At 67.2% G+C, this 16,547-nt stretch carries 12 protein-coding genes; 6 read left to right on the top strand and 6 right to left on the bottom strand.

Features of this window, described 5'->3' with window-relative positions; genetic code table 11:
* Positions 1-120 precede the first annotated feature (120 nt).
* The 3 genes from MKCMC460_RS24075 (at position 121) to MKCMC460_RS31570 (ending at position 5,700) form a co-directional block, all read left to right on the top strand.
* The gene (locus tag MKCMC460_RS24075) at positions 121-2,004 is read left to right on the top strand and encodes an ABC transporter family substrate-binding protein (RefSeq protein WP_236977553.1); all 1,884 of its coding nucleotides are present in this window, start codon (positions 121-123) and stop codon (positions 2,002-2,004) included.
* Positions 2,005-2,196: 192 nt separating this feature from the next.
* A complete protein-coding gene (locus MKCMC460_RS31575) occupies positions 2,197-4,458 on the top strand; it encodes a PE domain-containing protein (protein ID WP_370652989.1) in 2,262 nt (753 codons plus the stop codon).
* Between the two features lie 147 nt (positions 4,459-4,605).
* Positions 4,606-5,700, top strand: a complete 1,095-nt coding sequence (locus MKCMC460_RS31570; RefSeq protein ID WP_289624945.1) for a PE family protein — start codon at positions 4,606-4,608, stop codon at positions 5,698-5,700.
* Positions 5,701-5,722: 22 nt separating this feature from the next.
* Here MKCMC460_RS31570 and MKCMC460_RS24060 read toward each other — a convergent pair whose 3' ends face one another.
* Positions 5,723-6,337: a TetR/AcrR family transcriptional regulator gene (locus tag MKCMC460_RS24060; protein WP_236977551.1), complete on the bottom strand. Its 615-nt coding sequence runs from the start codon at positions 6,335-6,337 to the stop codon at positions 5,723-5,725.
* 58 nt (positions 6,338-6,395) lie between these two features.
* Between MKCMC460_RS24060 and mshB the strand changes: the two genes are divergently transcribed.
* Positions 6,396-7,295: an N-acetyl-1-D-myo-inositol-2-amino-2-deoxy-alpha-D-glucopyranoside deacetylase gene (gene mshB, locus MKCMC460_RS24055; RefSeq protein ID WP_238304943.1), complete on the top strand. Its 900-nt coding sequence runs from the start codon at positions 6,396-6,398 to the stop codon at positions 7,293-7,295.
* A gap of 94 nt (positions 7,296-7,389) precedes the next feature.
* On the top strand, positions 7,390-7,851 hold the full coding sequence (locus tag MKCMC460_RS24050) for a hypothetical protein (protein ID WP_236977549.1): 462 nt from the start codon (positions 7,390-7,392) through the stop codon (positions 7,849-7,851).
* A 3-nt stretch (positions 7,852-7,854) separates the two neighbouring features.
* On the opposite strand, the gene MKCMC460_RS31445 is transcribed toward MKCMC460_RS24050, so the two are convergent.
* Complete coding sequence (locus MKCMC460_RS31445) at positions 7,855-8,718, bottom strand: PE family protein (protein WP_255730908.1); 864 nt, start codon at positions 8,716-8,718, stop codon at positions 7,855-7,857.
* A gap of 215 nt (positions 8,719-8,933) precedes the next feature.
* Here MKCMC460_RS31445 and MKCMC460_RS24040 point away from each other — a divergent pair, with 215 nt between their 5' ends.
* Positions 8,934-11,513, top strand: coding sequence for a bifunctional FO biosynthesis protein CofGH (locus MKCMC460_RS24040; RefSeq protein ID WP_370652987.1), 2,580 nt, complete (start codon positions 8,934-8,936; stop codon positions 11,511-11,513).
* A 72-nt stretch (positions 11,514-11,585) separates the two neighbouring features.
* On the opposite strand, the gene MKCMC460_RS24035 is transcribed toward MKCMC460_RS24040, so the two are convergent.
* The 4 genes from MKCMC460_RS24035 to MKCMC460_RS24020 form a co-directional block, all read right to left on the bottom strand.
* Complete coding sequence (locus MKCMC460_RS24035; RefSeq protein WP_236977548.1) at positions 11,586-11,918, bottom strand: hemophore-related protein; 333 nt, start codon at positions 11,916-11,918, stop codon at positions 11,586-11,588.
* A gap of 318 nt (positions 11,919-12,236) precedes the next feature.
* On the bottom strand, positions 12,237-12,560 hold the full coding sequence (locus MKCMC460_RS24030) for a hypothetical protein (RefSeq protein WP_238304941.1): 324 nt from the start codon (positions 12,558-12,560) through the stop codon (positions 12,237-12,239).
* 1,425 nt (positions 12,561-13,985) lie between these two features.
* Positions 13,986-16,004 (bottom strand): NADPH-dependent 2,4-dienoyl-CoA reductase, encoded by a 2,019-nt coding sequence (locus MKCMC460_RS24025; protein WP_236977545.1) that lies wholly within the window; start codon positions 16,002-16,004, stop codon positions 13,986-13,988.
* A complete protein-coding gene (locus MKCMC460_RS24020) occupies positions 16,004-16,501 on the bottom strand; it encodes a GNAT family N-acetyltransferase (RefSeq protein WP_255731327.1) in 498 nt (165 codons plus the stop codon). The genes MKCMC460_RS24025 and MKCMC460_RS24020 overlap by 1 nt, the downstream gene beginning before the upstream one ends.
* Positions 16,502-16,547 lie beyond the last annotated feature (46 nt).

Genomic DNA, 16,547 nt, shown 5'->3' with positions numbered 1-16,547 from the left:
TTGGCGCCGCGCCGGGCTCGTGAGCCGCGCCAGCGTCAGGGCACTGCAAAAGCAGACGCGGATTCGCCCAGCCCCGCCACATCCGCGGATCGGCCGGGTCCCCTCGATACCCTGACGGGCGTGCTGCACCGGGCCCGCTACCTGCTGGTGGCGATCGGCGTGCTGGTCGCCGCGATCGGCTTGGTGCTGTCGGGTTGCACGGTGAGTCCGCCGCCGGCCCCGCAGAGCACCGACACCCCGCACAGCACGCCGCCACCCCCGCAGCGGCCCACCCAGATCATCATGGGCATCGACTCGATCGGTGCCGGCTTCAACCCGCATCTGCTCTCGGACCTGTCCCCGGTGAACGCGGCAATCAGCGCTTTGGTGCTGCCGAGCGCGTTCCGGCCGGTTCCCGACGCCAACTCGTCGACGGGTTCGCGCTGGGAAATGGACCCCACGCTGCTGGTGTCTGCCGAGGTGACCAGCGAAAACCCGTTCACGGTCAGCTACAAGATCCGGCCGGAAGCATCCTGGACGGACAATGCGCCGATCGCCGCCGACGACTTCTGGTACCTGTGGCGCCAGATGGTCGGCGAACCCGGAGTGGTGGATCCGGCCGGCTACGACCTGATCACGTCGGTCCAGTCGCTCGAGGGCGGCAAGCAGGCCGTGGTCACCTTCGCCCAGCCGTACCCCGCCTGGCGGGAGCTGTTCAGCAACCTGCTGCCCGCGCACATCGTCAAGGACGTCCCGGGCGGCTTCGCGTCCGGGCTGGCCCGCACCCTGCCGGTGACCGGGGGGCAGTTCCGGGTGGAGAACATCGACCCACAGCGCGACGAGATCCTGATCGCCCGCAACGACCGTTACTGGGGACCGCCGGCGAAACCCGCGCTGATCCAGTTCCGCCGCGCGGGAGCGCCTGCCGCGCTGGCCGATTCGGTCCGCAACGGCGACACCCAGGTCGCTCAGGTGCACGGCGGTTCGGCCGCCTTCGCGCAGCTGTCGGCGATTCCCGACGTGCGGACGGCCCGGATCGTGACCCCGCGCGTCATGCAGCTGACCCTGCGCGCCAACGAGCCCAAGTTGGCCGACGCGCAGGTCCGCAAGGCCATCCTGGGGTTGCTCGACGTCGACCTGCTGGCCGCGGTCGGCGCCGGTAGCGACAACACCGTCACCCTGGCCCAGGCGCAGGTCCGCTCGCCCAGCGATCCCGGCTATGTGCCGACCGCGCCGCCGGCGCTGAGCAGGACGGCGGCGCTGGGGCTGTTGGAGGCCGCGGGGTTCCAGGTCGAAAGCACCACGTCGGTGCCGCCGACCCCGCCGGCGAGTACCGAGCCGACCGAGGTGGTGCGCGGCCGGATAAGCAAGGACGGCAAGCAACTGTCGCTGGTCATCGGGGTGGCCGCCAACGATCCGACTTCGGTGGCGGTGGCCAACACGGCCGCCGACCAGTTGCGCAACGTCGGTATCGCCGCCAGCGTGCTGGCGCTGGATCCGGTGACGCTGTACCGCGACGCGCTGCACAACCACCAGATCGACGCGCTGGTGGGCTGGCATCAAGCGGGCGGCAACCTGGCCACGTCGCTGGCGGCGCGGTTCGGTTGTCCCGCGCTGCAGGCAACCGCCGTTCCGCCGCCCGGCGCTTCGCCGCCGCCATCGCCCGGTCCGGTCGCCTCCACCGGCGCGACGGCATCGGCCGGTCCGGACACCACCGAGCCGCCGACTACGCCGAGCCGCCCGCCGGAGCCCGGTGCGCTGGTGAAAGCGCCGTCCAATCTCACCGGCATTTGTGACCGCAGTATTCAGTCCAATATCGACGCCGCCCTCAACGGGTCCAAGAACATCAACGACGTCATCGTCGCCGTGGAGCCGCGGCTGTGGAACATGGCGACGGTCTTGCCGATCCTGCAGGACACCACCATCGTCGCGGCCGGGCCCAGCGTGCAGAATGTCAGCCTGACCGGCGCGGTGCCGGTCGGCATCGTCGGCGACGCGGGCCAGTGGGTCAAGATCGGTTCCTAGCCCGCCATCTGTCGCGACACCCCAGGTAGGACCGCGTTTCGGCCAGCCAATTGCGCTTGTGCCAAATTGTTATAAAAATCCGGTTTGGAATCGGTGCCGGTGGTCAACCCCCGCGATACGTTCGCGCTGGAGCTGTCGGGGGCTGCTGGTCGGGCGGGGGTCAGCCAGCAATTCTGCAGGTGAGGGGTCACCATGTCCTTTGTATTTGTCGAGCCACAAATAATGGCTACAGTCGCGGCGCAGCTGTCGGGAATAGGTTCCTCGCTGAGCGCGGCCAATGCGGCGGCTGCCGGATCGACGACCAGCGTCCTGGCCGCGGCCGCCGACGAGGTGTCGATTCAGATCGCCGCGCTGTTCTCCGAGAACGCCGCGGGTTATCAACAACTCAGCGCACAGGTCGCGGCTTCCTACGAACAGTTCGTCAAGAACGTGGCGGCGAGCGCGAACAGCTATCTGGCGGCCGAGGCCGGCGCTGTGCAGACACTGGCGAATGGTTTGGCGGCGCCCGCCGTGTCGTTCGACGGTCTCGTCCAGGCGTACGCGGGCTTCACCGGCAACCTGGCCAACGCCGAGATCGCGTTCAACCAGTCGCTGGTGGGCGGCGAATTGGCATTGCAGCGACTGGTTTTCGGCACCGACAACGCTCTCAACGGGGCGGTCAACGCCGGTTTGAACGTGGCCAACTCGTTGGTGGGCGGCGGCCAGCAAGCCATCAATGCCCTACTGGGAGTGCAGGTTCCGGCCAATTTCAATGCCAGCCTGAACGTCAATGCGTCGGTCACCGGAAACGTCGGCCTCGGCGGCATCTCGGGTGCCTTCGACGCCGCGCTATCCGGACTCGGTGCCCAACTCAATGCGGCGCTGTCGGGCAACCTCGGCGCCGCGTTGCCCAACCTGGCGGTGCTGACGCAAGCCGGTAATGCGTTGGTGGCCAACGTCAATGCGGGCCTGGCTGGGCTGTCGCAGACCGGCGGCACGCTCGCCACCAGCCTGACGGCCGGACTGTCGAATTTGGCGCAGACCGGCGGGTCGTTGGCCGGCAGCTTCACCGGCGCGCTGAACGGGCTGAGCGGCCAGCTGAATTCGGCGTTGTCGGGCGGTTTCTCCGGCGGGCTGCCGGACATCTCGGCGTTGCTGCAAGCGGGTGCGACGTTGAGCGCCAACTTGAATGCCGGGATTCCGGCGCTGGTGGCCAACCTGGGTCTGACGCTGCCCAACTTGACGCTGCCGAACTTGACGCTGCCTAACGTCACCCTGCCGGGCTTCACGTTCCCGGGCTTGACGGGCGGGTTCGGCCTGAACCTCCCCGGCCTGGCCGGAAACCTCAGCGCGGGACTGAACGGCCTGGGCGCTCAACTCAGCGCGGCGCTCAACGGCGTGCTGGGGGGCAACTTCGGCGGCGGCCTACCGGGTCTTTCCGTGCTGACCCAGACCGGCGCCACGCTGGCCGGCAACCTCAACGCCGCCCTGTCCGGCTTGGGTGGCTCTCTCGGCGTGAATCTGCCTGTGCTGCAAGCCAATCTCAGCGCAGCGCTCTCCGGGTTCAACGCAAACGTCAACGCGGCGCTGACGGGCGCCCTCAACGGTGACTTCTCCGGTGTCTCGGCGCTGGTGAACGCCGGTGCCGGCCTGCCGACCCTGGCGGTGCAGCAGGCCGGGTACCTCCAGAGCGGGCTGCTGTCCGGCTTCGTCAACGGCCAGCTGGCGTTCAACCAGTCCCTGGTCGCCAACGAGATAGCCTTGCAGCGCGCCCTGTTCGGCGTCGACAACGCCTTCAACGGCGCGGTCAACTACGGCTTCAACGCGTTCAACCTGCTGCTGGGCACCGGCGAGCAGACCGTCAACGTGCTGCTGGGCGCCGATATGCCGGCCAACTTCATGGGCAGCCTGCTGATCGGCGGCTCGGTGCCGGGCATCGTCCCGACCGGCGGCCTGCTGGGAGTGGGGGAGCAGCTGGTGTTGCTCAACGGGGCACTCGGCGGCGACACGTCGTTGCTGGCGCCGCTGGGCGACCTGCGCGCGTCGCTGGCCAACGTGGTGAGCAGCCAGTTGGCGTTCAACCAGAACCTGGTGGCCAACGAGGTCGCGCTGCAGGTAGGCCTGTTCGGCACCACCAGCCCCCTCAACGGCGCGCTGAACAACTTCGGCAACATGATCAACTACGCCATCGGTGCCGGCCAGCAGACCATCGACGTGCTGTTGGGCGCCCCGGTGCCGCCCGGCTTCAACGCCGGCCTCGCACTGGGCGGCAACGGCGACGTCTTCGGCGGCCTGCGGACCGGCGGCGCGCTGGGGGCGTTCGAGCAGAAGTGGCTGTTCGACGCCTCGGTGCTGAGCCTGCTGGGCTTCCCGGTGCAGGTGACCCTCACCGGCGGGCTGCCCAACCTGCTCACCCAGCTCTCGGCGGCGTTGACCGGCAACGTCACCGTGACCGGTGGCGCAACGCTGGGGTGACCGCCCGGGCCCGGCCCATTATTATCTCCAACGTAATTTATACAAAACCCCGTCGGGCACCCGTCGGTTGGCTACCATCGGCTCGTCGTGAAGTCGTTCACGTTCGGCACTGGGAGGGCCGGCGTGACGGTCCGGGGAGGTTCTGCGATGTCCTATTTGTCGATGGCGCCCGAATGGGTGACGGCAGCTGCTGCTGATCTGGCCGGCATCGGGTCGGCACTGGGAGCGGCCGGCTCCGCGGCGGCGGGTGCGACGACCGCGGTGCTGCCGGCCGGCGCCGACGAGGTGTCGGCGGCCGTCGCGGAACTGTTCGGTGCGCACGGGCAGGCGTTCCAGGAAGTCAGCGCGCGCGCAGCGCAGTTCCACGACCAGTTCGTGCAGACGCTGCGCAGCGGTGCCGGTGCGTATGCGTCCGCGGAGGCGGCCAGTGTTGCGGCGCTGGCGGCTGCCGGAACTCCGGCGCAGCAACTTCAAGCGGCGATTCTCGGTTTCCACGCCAATCTGCTGACCAACGAGCAACTGTTCAACAGCATGCTGTTGACCAACGAAGTAGCTTGGGAGAAACAAGTTTTCGGCACCGACAGTGCGCTGAACGGCGCATTGAACCGCGCGTTCAACGCAGGAAACCTGTTGGTTGGCACCGGGGAGCAGGCGCTGAACGTACTCGTCGGTGCTCCGACGCCGGCGAACTTCACCGCCGGGCTATTGACCGGCAGTGGCGCCCAGGTGTTCAACGGCGGTCAGATCGGCGGATTGTTAGGTGCTTTCGATCAGGCGCTGATGGTCCCGACTGACTTGTTCGGCTTGGCTACCGGCAACACCGGACCGATCGCGGCCGCGGGCGCTTCGCTGCAGGCGGCCGCGGCGGCGGGGCCGTTTCAGCAGGTGGAATCGGCGCAGCTCGGTTTCCACGCGAATCTGATCGCCAACGAGCAGTTGTTCAACAACACGCTGTTGACAAACGAAATAGCTTGGGAGAAACAGGTTTTCGGTACCGACAGTGCGTTGAACGGTGCGCTCAACCGTGCATTCAATGTCGGGAACCTGTTCGTGGGCACCGGCGAGCAGGCGCTGAATGTTCTCGTCGGTGCACCGACGCCGGCCAACTTCACCGCCGGGCTGTTGACCGGCAGTGCATCACAAACCTTCAACAGCGGCGAAATCGGCGGTCTGCCGGGTATTTTCGGCCAGGGGTTGATGTTCGGTCAGGACGTGCTCGGCCTGCTCACCGGCAACACCTGACGGTTCGCGCCGGGCTGTCCGCTCAATCGCCTTGCGCGGCAGTCAGTTTGGGTGGAATGACGGTGTCCACCATGGTGGCCAGTTCGCGACGGGTCGGTGGTGTCCCGGTCAGCATGAAGTGCTGGTTGATCAAGGCCGAACCCACCCGCGCGCTGAGCGGGGTGAGCATCTCGGGATTCAGGTCGCCCTCAGCGACAGCGGTTTTCAGGATCGACTCGACGATCCTGGTGCGCGGCAGCACCACCGCGTCGGCGAATATAGTGCGCAGCTCCGGCTCGTGGATGAGCTGGCTGATGATCTGCAGGCCGGGAAAGTCGGTCTTGCCGGCCAGCACGTCGCGGTGTGCGGTGAACACCGACAGCAGGTTCTCCCGAGCCGAGCGGCCGGGGCGCGGCTCGGGCAGTGGCGGCAGCGTGTGGATCAGGGCGGCATGCACCAGGTCGTGCTTGCAGGCCCAACGCCGGTACAAGGCCGCCTTTCCGGTGTGTGCGCGCGCCGCAATGCCTTCCATCGTCAGCCGGCCGTACCCGACGGCCGCCAACTCGGCGACCGTCGCCGCGTAAAGCGCCCGCTCCAGAACTTCGCCGCGACGACGTCTCTGCCGGGCTTTCGGCATCGTGGGCGTGGCGTGCGGCATGCAACGATAGTAGCCGCTGGCGTTCCTATCGTTCGCCGAAGGTGGGTAGGGTGCGTCCATGGATTCGCCACGGCTGTTGTTCGTCCACGCCCACCCAGACGACGAGAGCATCAGCAACGGTGCCACCATCGCGCACTACACCGCGCGCGGCGCCCAGGTCCACGTGGTGACCTGCACCCTCGGCGAGGAGGGCGAGGTCATCGGCGACCGTTGGGCACAGCTCGCCGCCGACCACGCAGACCAACTCGGCGGCTACCGGATCGGCGAACTCACCAGGGCGCTACGGGCGCTCGGCGTCGCCGAGCCCATCTACCTGGGCGGTGCGGGTCACTGGCGCGACTCGGGAATGGCGGGCACCGAGCCGCGAGGTGGACGCCGGTTCGTCGACGCCGACGAGGACGAGGCCGTCGGCGCGTTGGTGGCGCTCATCCGCGAACTGCGCCCGCATGTCGTCGTCACCTACGACCCCGACGGAGGCTACGGGCATCCCGACCATATGCGCACCCACGCCGTCACCACCGCTGCGGTGGCGCGCGCCGGCGCCGCCGGGCCGGATCTGCCCGGGGACCCGTGGACCGTGCCGAAGTTCTACTGGACCCTCCTGGGCCGCGGGGCGCTGGCGTCCGGCCTGCGTGCGCTGACTCCCGACGACCTGCACCCCGGGTGGGTGCTGCCGCCGGAGGACATCCCGTTCGCTTATCCCGACGACCGCATCACCGCCGTCGTCCAAGCCGACCCGGCCGCGCACGCGGCCAAGGTCGCCGCGCTGGCCGAGCACGCCACGCAGGTGCGGGTGGGTCCTACTGGTAAAGCGGGCGCGCTGTCCAACAACCTGGCCCTGCCCATCCTGGCGGAGGAACACTACGTTCTGGTCGCCGGAGACGCGGGCGAGCGCGACGAGCGCGGCTGGGAAACGGATCTGCTGGCCGGTCTGGGCTTCCCCGCGCCGGGCACGTAGGCTAGCTAATTAGGCAGCCACGGAAGGAATTTCACATGGACCCCGACCTGGATCCCAACCAGCAGCACTGGCAGGACCGCCTCGACAGCCTGCAGTGGGTACTGGGGTCGATCGTCTCGCAGCTCGACAGCGTCCCAACCTGACCGAAACCAAGCCACGCGCCGTCTCGGCCGAAGAGACGAGCGCGACGGATCCTGCGATCCGTGCTGTTGTACTGACGCTGTTGGCCGTCGACGGAGTGCTCTCCGCGCTGGCCGGTGCGATGCTGCTGCCTTCCTATATCGGCTCGGTTCCATTTCCGGTGAGCGCGTTGGTCAGCGGGCTGGTCAACGCCGCGTTGGTATGGGCCGGGAGCAAGTGGACGACCTCGCCTCGGGTGGCGGCGCTGCCGTTGTGGACCTGGCTGTCGACCGTGGCGGGGCTGAGCCTGGGCGGTCCGGGCGGTGACATCGTCCTGGGCGGCCAGGGTGTGATGGCCTACGGCGCGTTGCTGTTGATCGTGTGCGGGGTGGTCCCGCCGGTGTGGGTGTTGTGGCGCAGCAGAACCCGGTCCTGACCGCTACGGAAGTGGCGGCAACGGCGGGAAGAAGCTGAGGAACCAGTAGATCTCGGTCTGGATGAAGTTGTTGATCGACGCCGTCGTCGCCGACCAGAAATTGCTCAGGCCCTGACTGAGGCTGACCGTCCCGCTGAGCCAGTCCAGGGTGTTGAACAGGCCGCTCTGCACTATGGGTTCGAACAGGTAATAGAAAAAGTTGATCTGCGGCGCCAGGATGCCGACCCACGGCACCCAGCCCGCCAGGTACGCGGCCAGGTTGAAGCCGTATTGCACCCACGGCTCGAAGGTGAGGTAAAGATTCTCGATCGCGGTGGCAAACGACACCGGCAGGAACGCCGCCGGCGCCGCGGCTGCCTGCCCCAGCAGTGAGCTGGCGGCCGCCAGGCTGCCGAACCCGCTGATCCCACCCGTCGGTGTCAGCGCCAGCGCGCCGAGCAGGTTGGTGGATGCTGGCGAGAACAGGCGCTGCACCTGCGCGCCGAAACCGCCGACGACGTTGCCGGCCAGGGCGCCCGGGCTGGGCAGCGCGTGCCCGAGCAACTGGGCGGCGGGCGCATTCACGGCGTTAACCAGCGTTCGCGCGGCGCTGGACTCGGCGTTGGCGTAGGCGCTTGCACCGGCGCCCATGGCCTGCACGATCTTGTCGTGAAAAGCCGTCACCTGGGCGCTGAGTTGCTGGTATCCCTGGGCGTGTGAGGAGAACAGGGCCGCGATCTGGGCCGAGACCTGGTCGGCGGCGGCGGCCACCACGCCGGTCGTCGGCAGTGCCGCGGCTGCGTTTGCCGAGTTGATCTCGGTGCCGATGTCGGCGATGGACGCCGCCGCCGCTTTGAGAGCATCTGGCCCCACGTGCACAAACGACATCTCACCCACCCCTACTTAATACCAGGAACCAAGAATCGTATCGCGGTCGTCGGTCGCGGATGTCGTACTTGGCAAACATGGCTGGTTCGCTGCGCCCGGTCAGTCACGGGCCGCCGGTGCCCTGCCGCTACTGTTGCGCGTATGGCACCAGGGCTGCCCACGTTTCTCACCCAGGACGCGCGGATGAAATCGCGGCGCGGGAAAGTTACACCAACGTGCCGGTAACTCCGGAGCCCACGGCTCTGCCTGATCCCCTGCCCCGTCCAGCGCCTTCTGCGGCCAGGCCCACGGCGTCGGCGCTGCGACGGGTGCTCCGGCGGGCTCGCGACGGCGTCGCGCTGAACGTCGACGAAGCGGCGATTGCGATGACCGCGCGCGGTGACGAGCTCGCCGACCTGTGCGCGAGTGCAGCGCGGGTGCGCGACGCCGGCCTGGAATCGGCTGGGCGCCGCGGCCCGGGTGGCCGGTTGCCGATCAGCTACTCGCGCAAGGTGTTCATCCCGGTCACCCACTTGTGCCGGGACAACTGCCACTACTGCACGTTCGTCACCGTCCCGGGCCGGCTGCGCGCGCAGGGCCTCGGCCTCTACATGGAGCCTGACGAGATCCTCGACGTGGCGCGCCGCGGCGCCGAACTCGGTTGCAAGGAAGCCTTGTTCACCCTCGGTGACCGGCCCGAGGACCGCTGGGGCGAGGCGCGGGACTGGCTCGACGAGCGCGGCTACGACTCGACACTGTCCTATGTGCGGGCGATGGCCATCCGGGTGCTCGAGGAAACCGGGCTGTTGCCGCACTTGAATCCCGGGGTGATGACCTGGTCGGAAATGTCGCGGCTCAAGCCGGTGGCGCCGTCGATGGGCATGATGCTGGAGACCACGTCGCGGCGACTGTTCGAGACCAAAGGCCTTGCGCACTACGGTAGTCCGGACAAAGACCCGGCGGTGCGGCTGCGCGCGCTGACCGACGCCGGCCGGTTGTCCATTCCGTTCACCACCGGGCTGCTGGTGGGCATCGGTGAGACACTGGCCGAACGGGCCGACACCTTGCATGCGATTCGCAAGTCGCACAAGGAGTTCGGGCATATCCAGGAAGTGATCGTGCAGAACTTCCGGGCCAAGCAACACACCGCGATGGCCGCTGTGCCGGACGCCGGCATCGACGATTATCTGGCGACGGTGGCGGTGGCCCGGTTGGTGCTGGGCCCCGGCATGCGGATTCAGGCGCCGCCGAATCTGGTGTCACGCGAAGAGTGCCTGGCGCTGGTGGCGGCCGGTGTCGACGACTGGGGCGGGGTTTCGCCGCTGACGCCCGACCATGTGAACCCCGAGCGGCCCTGGCCGGCTCTGGATGACCTGGCCGCCGTCACCGAGCAGGCGGGCTATGACCTGGTGCAGCGGTTGACCGCGCAACCGAAGTACGTTCAGGCCGGCGCGGCGTGGATCGACCCGCGGGTGCGTGGACACGTTGTGGCGCTTGCCGATCCGGCGACCGGTTTCGCCCGCGACGTCAACCCGGTGGGCATGCCCTGGCAGGAGCCCGACGAGGTGGCCTCCTCGGGCCGGGTGGACCTGAACGCCGCGATCGACACCGAGGGGCGCAACACCGAGTCGCGCAGCGACCTCGACAGTGCGTTCGGCGACTGGGAATCCATCCGGTCGCGGGTGGACGAACTGGTGGCCCGCGCCCCGGAACGCATCGACACCGATGTGCTGGCCGCGCTGCGCTCCGCGGAGCGCGACCCGGGCGGCTGCACCGACGACGAATACCTGGCGCTGGCCACCGCCGATGGCCCGGCGCTGGAAGCCGTGACGGCACTGGCCGATTCGTTACGGCGCGAGGTCGTCGGCGACGACGTGACGTTCGTGGTGAACCGCAACATCAACTTCACCAACATCTGCTACACCGGCTGCCGGTTCTGCGCCTTCGCGCAGCGCAAGGGCGACGCCGACGCGTACTCGTTGTCGGCGCAGGAGGTGGCCGACCGCGCCTGGGAGGCGCACGTGGCCGGCGCCACCGAGATCTGCATGCAGGGCGGCATCGACCCGGAGTTACCGGTCACCGGCTACGCCGACCTGGTGCGCGCGGTTAAGGCGCGGGTGCCGTCGATGCACGTGCACGCGTTCTCCCCGATGGAGATCGCCAACGGGGTGACCAAGAGCGGGCTGTCGGTTCGGGAGTGGCTGATCAGCCTGCGCGAGGCCGGGTTGGACACCATCCCGGGCACCGCCGCCGAGATCCTCGACGACGAGGTCCGCTGGGTGCTCACCAAGGGCAAGTTGCCGACGTCGTTGTGGGTCGAGATCGTCACCACCGCGCACGAGGTGGGGCTGCGGTCGTCGTCGACGATGATGTACGGCCACGTCGACAGCCCGCGGCACTGGGTGGGGCATCTCAATGTGCTGCGCGGCATCCAGGACCGCACCGGCGGCTTCACCGAGTTCGTGCCGCTGCCGTTCGTGCACAACAATTCACCGCTGTATCTGGCCGGGGCGGCCCGGCCCGGTCCCACTCACCGCGACAACCGAGCGGTCCACGCGCTGGCCCGAATCATGCTGCACGGCCGCATCTCGCACATCCAGACCAGCTGGGTGAAGCTCGGTATCGAGCGCACTCAGGTGATGCTCAACGGTGGCGCCAACGACCTGGGCGGCACGCTGATGGAGGAGACCATCTCGCGGATGGCCGGCTCCGAGCACGGTTCGGCGAAGTCGGTTGCCGAGCTGGTGGCGATTGCCGAAGGCATCGGGCGGCCGGCGCGTCAGCGCACCACGACGTACGCCTCACAGGCCGCATAAAACCGCGAGCGCAACGCCATCCCGGCTCCGCAGAGCACGGGACGCAGCGCTACGCCCGCGGTTATGCAGAACTCAGTAGTTGTTGCAGGTGTCAGCGACCACGACGAGGTCGTTGACGTATTGCTGCGCACCCGGTATCGCAGACAGTTGCGCGGCGATCGCCCGGCGGCCGTCCGGACCCGAACTCAGGAACTGATTGAGCTTGGCCACTGCGACCGGATTGGTGGAGATCTTCGCCGCCGCACTCGGGTCCGTCGCGTTCAGTGCGGCCATTACCTGCCCGTAGTTACACGTCGTGTTGATCGCCGCGTCCAGTGGGTCAGCGGACGCGATCCCGGCGCCGAAGCCCAGCGAGACCGCCGCAGCACCAGCGGCGACACCCATTCCAATTACAGACAACCTCATTGTGCAGACACCTTCCCCAAATATTGCACCGCCATTCTAAGACGGCGACGACATCTGCCCATCGGTTGCCGTCTTTGGTAAAAGATACCAGGAACCGGGGGCGTGCTTCCATCGAAACAGATATCGCCAGACGTCGGGTATCCGTAACTAATCGCAGGTCAGAGGGAGATTCGGGGCAGTTCTGCGGAGAGCGAAATCGGAGACTCTGGCCCAGGCCACAGCGCCGTCTTAAGTTGTTCACAGCCTTCTCGCGCAGTCGGTGACTTCTTCGCGAGGGTTAGCTCTCTACTGGCCGGCGGCCAGTTGCACGTGTCTCCCCTAGGACATGATGGCGGTGCGGCCGTTGCGGTTTGTGAACGTGATGCCGTCGGCGGTCCACAGCCCTTGGCTCGGATCAAGCCACTTGTCGCCCATCCATTGGTACTCGTTGCGCGTTGTCTCGTGCGTCATGGAGAAGCAGGCCGGACCGCAGTCCAGTGCGACCGTCACGGCGAAGGCGTGCCCGTTAGAAGTAATTGTCAGGGTGTGCTGTCCCGGAGTGACGGGGACCGGTGGCGGGTCATCAGCCAGGGCCGGGGACGCCAGGGCAATCGAGCTTGCTGCAAGTGCGAACGCAAGTGGTTGCGGAACCACCATTTTCATGAATCTTTCCATTCTGTGGATTGGTCAGTCAGTCACGAGCAAGTCAACCTGCGCTCAGCCGACTTTTGTCAACTCAAAAACGAAGGGACCTGAATGCACAACCAGTGAGGCATTATCGATGGTTGTCGTAGTGGAGCCCGCTGTTCCGACCCAGGAAGTGCCCTGTCGGTGTAGTTCTACATACGTATTCTCGTTAGAACCTATTTGCCGCAGCAGACAATCCGGACCACACGAGCTGAAGACCCAGGTATTCGTCGGGAAGCCCTGAGGTTCGATGACTCTTGCCGCGTAGGTCCCTTCGAGCAGTTCGGCATGCGCCGGGCCGGCCAATCCGACTGCCACGCATGTCAGGGCAAAGCCGGCTGCCAGTCCGCGATTAATTAGCTTCATGTCCGATCCCTTCCGAAAGCCTGTGTCAGGCGTTGTCAATACGGCTAGCCAGCACGATCGCCACGGTCGCGACAAAGGTGCTGACGGGCATTCCTCGAAGAGCGGTTCTTATGGCGTGACGCTCTTACTTTTGCGACGTGTCGCGCTGAGACTACGCATTGTGGCACCGAGATCGATACAGGGTTTTCCCTATAATTCAGCCGACTCGCGACCCCGCGGGTATTGGCCCGGGCTTCCGCGCGACCAGCCCGATCAAAGGTGACGTTCACAGCCCTGCCGCGATTGCGAGTACCTGACTTGATCGTGGGTTCGGTTGTCGGCAGGCGGCCAGCCTAGTTTCGGCGAAACGCTGTTATTTCGGTGCCATCTGTGCAGACTTGCATCAATTGACGGGGAGGAAGCCGATGATCATTCCGGGACAAGGCCGGAGAGCCCTGCTGGGAGGACTGGTGGTCGCAGGCGCGATCCCGATCCTGGCCGGTGCGCCGACGGCGACCGCCGATCCCGAGAATCCGTCGCCCACGCCGTCCTCCGAACAGCAGCCCGCGCCGTCTTCTGAACAGCAGCAACCGGGAGCCCCTGGTCTTCCGTCGCTTCCCAACAATCCCACTACGGGCAGGCCCCAAACGGGTGACCTCGCGGACAAGAATTGCTGGGTCGTCGATGGCGTTCCGAGGTGGAATGCGCCGGGTACCGCGCCGGCGCCTATCGGTCCTGGGCAGACGGCAATGCCGTGCTACTACGTGTACGGCTTGACGCCGCATTGAGCGATGTTCCGCAATGTTCGCGGAGGATATTCCTAACGCGTCGAGCGCCGCCGTCACAGCCGCTGGGTCACGCCAGCTCCGTCCACGTCGACCACCTGCGCGCATAGTTCCGCAGCCTTGAGTCAGAGTGCGATTGTCTAGTCCGCCTATCCAACCGTACAAATGAATAGCGACCGCGACAGTGGCCTCCGTAGCGAACGCGGTGCAGTGTCGAGTCGTATCGGGGTTGAGTCGGAGAGCAAGGCGCACTGGGCGGACAAATTCTGCATCAGAGCTTGGCGGCGAGTTCGGTGCCCTGCTTGATCGCACGCTTGGCATCCAATTCGGCGGCCACCGCCGCCCCGCCGATAATGTGCGGATCCACGCCCGCACGGCGTAGGTCGTCGGCCAGGTCGCGCACCGACTCCTGGCCGGCGCACACCACCACCGAATCCACCGCCAGCAGCTGCGGCCGTTGCCGGTCCGGTCCGAAGCTGATGTGCAGGCCGTCGTCGTCGATCCGCTCGTAATTGACCCCGGACAGCTGGTGCACGCCTTTGGCCTGCAACGACGCCCGGTGCACCCAGCCGGTGGTCTTGCCGAGCCGCCTGCCCTGCCGACCCTTGGTCCGCTGCAGCAGGTACACCTGCCGGGCCGCCGGGGCGGGCCGGGGCGTGCTCAGCGCGCCCCGAGCCTCCTGCGGATCGACCACCCCCCACTCCGCCTTCCACTCCTTGAGGTTCAGCGTCGGCGACTCGTCGGTGACCAGCAGTTCGCATACGTCGAAGCCGATGCCGCCGGCGCCAATGACGGCCACCGTCTTGCCGACCGGCTTGGCGCCGGTGATCGCCTCGGCGTAGGTCAGCACCTTGGGATGGTCGATGCCGGGGATGGCCGGCAGGCGCGGGGCGACGCCGGTGGCGAGCACCACGTGGTCGTAACCGGCCAGATCGTCCGCACCCGCCCGGGTGCCCAGCCGGACCTCGACGCCGAGCTTGGCCAGCATCGTCGAGAAGTACCGGACCGTCTCGCTGAATTCCTCTTTGCCCGGAATGCGCCGCGCCAGGTCGAACTGGCCCCCGACGAACTCGTTGGCCTCGAACAGGGTGACCCGGTGCCCACGCTGGGCGGCGCTGACCGCCGCGGCCAGTCCGGCCGGGCCGGCGCCCACCACGGCCACCGTGCACGCGCGCCGGGCCGGTGCGAGCACCAACTTCGTCTCGTGCCCGGCTCTGGGATTGAGCAGGCACGACACCGTTTTCCTGGCGAACGCGTGGTCCAGGCAGGCTTGGTTGCAGGCGATGCAGGTGTTGATCTCGTCGGCCCGTTCGGATTGCGCCTTGAGCACCCATTCGGGATCGGCCAACAACGGCCGGGCCATCGAGACCAGCCGGACGTGACTGTCGGCCAGGATCTGTTCGGCGGCCTGCGGCATGTTGATTCGGTTAGACGCCACTACGGGGATGTCGACGTGTTCGGCCAGGGCGCTGCTGATGCCGACGAACGCGCTGTTGGGCACCGAGGTGACGATCGTGGGCACCCGTGCCTCGTGCCAGCCGAACCCGGAGTTGATGATGGTTGCCCCGGCGGCCTGTACTTCGGTTGCCAACGCGACGATTTCGTCCCAGCTCTGGCCGTCTTCGACGTAGTCGGCCATCGACATCCGGTAACAGAGGACGAAATCGGACCCCACTGCTGCCCGGGTGCGACGCACGATCTCGACCGGGAAGCGCCGGCGGTTGGCCGGCGAGCCGCCCCACGAATCGGTGCGCTTGTTGGTGCGGGGGGCCAGGAACTGGTTGACCAGATAGCCTTCGCTGCCCATGATTTCGACACCGTCGTAGCCCGCTTCGCGGGCCAACAGCGCGCAGCGCACGAAATCGGCGATGGTCGACTCGACCCCGCGGCTGGTCAGGGCTCGGGGCCGAAACGGGTTGATGGGAGCCTTGATTGACGAGGCGCTCACCGAAAGTGGATGGTAGGCATAGCGTCCGGCGTGCAGGATCTGTAACAGGATCTTGCCGCCCTCGTCGTGCACCGCGCTGGTGACACGTCTGTGCCGACGGGCCTGGGCCGCGGAGGTCAGGTCGGCGGCAAACGGGAGCAGCCAGCCGGTGCGGTTGGGGGCGTAGCCGCCGGTGATGATGAGCCCCACGCCGCCGCGCGCGCGTTCGGCGAAGTACGCGGCCAGCCGATCGATGTGGTGCGCGCGGTCTTCCAGGCCGGTGTGCATCGACCCCATCACCACCCGGTTGCGCAGAGTGATGAAGCCAAGATTCAACGGGGACAACAGATTTGGGTAGGACATCACAGCAGACCACTCGGGGGCGGACCGGCGTAGGCGAAGAGCGGAAGGCTTCGTTTCGCGTCGACCGTCAATTCCCACTCGCCGACGCGGCGCCAGCCAAGGCGTTCGTCCAGCGCGATCGCAGCGCTGCCGTGTTGGGCAACGTCCAGTGCCGGTTGTACGCCGTGTTGATGGGCATAACGGGTCGCCGTGATCATCAGCGTCTCGCCCACGTGCGACCGGCGATGTGCCCGGGCGACGAACAGCCGGTTCAGGCCCATCAGTCGTTGCGGCCCGAGGCCTGAGGCGGTCCACAGATCAGCGTCTGGGCCGTCGCCGACTTGGTGCAGCGAGACGTGGCCGCAGATGCGCGACGCAGCGTCCCTGGCCACCCACGCGACGAGTTCCCTTTTCGATGCGATCCTGCGGGCAGGATCGGTGGGCCAGAACCGCGGGTAGCCGTCCGCACGGTGGACAGAGCGGAGAATTTCGACACATTCCGGCAGATCTGCCGGCATCCGTGGTTCGACCCTGAACGACGGCGTGACTGCCCCGCGGACCACC

It is taken from the genome of Mycobacterium sp. 20KCMC460 (assembly GCF_022179425.1).
GTDB classification, from domain to species: Bacteria; Actinomycetota; Actinomycetes; order Mycobacteriales; family Mycobacteriaceae; genus Mycobacterium; species Mycobacterium kiyosense.
The sequence above is the reverse complement of the archived record's forward strand: the minus strand, read 5'-3'. Positions and strand labels throughout refer to the sequence as shown.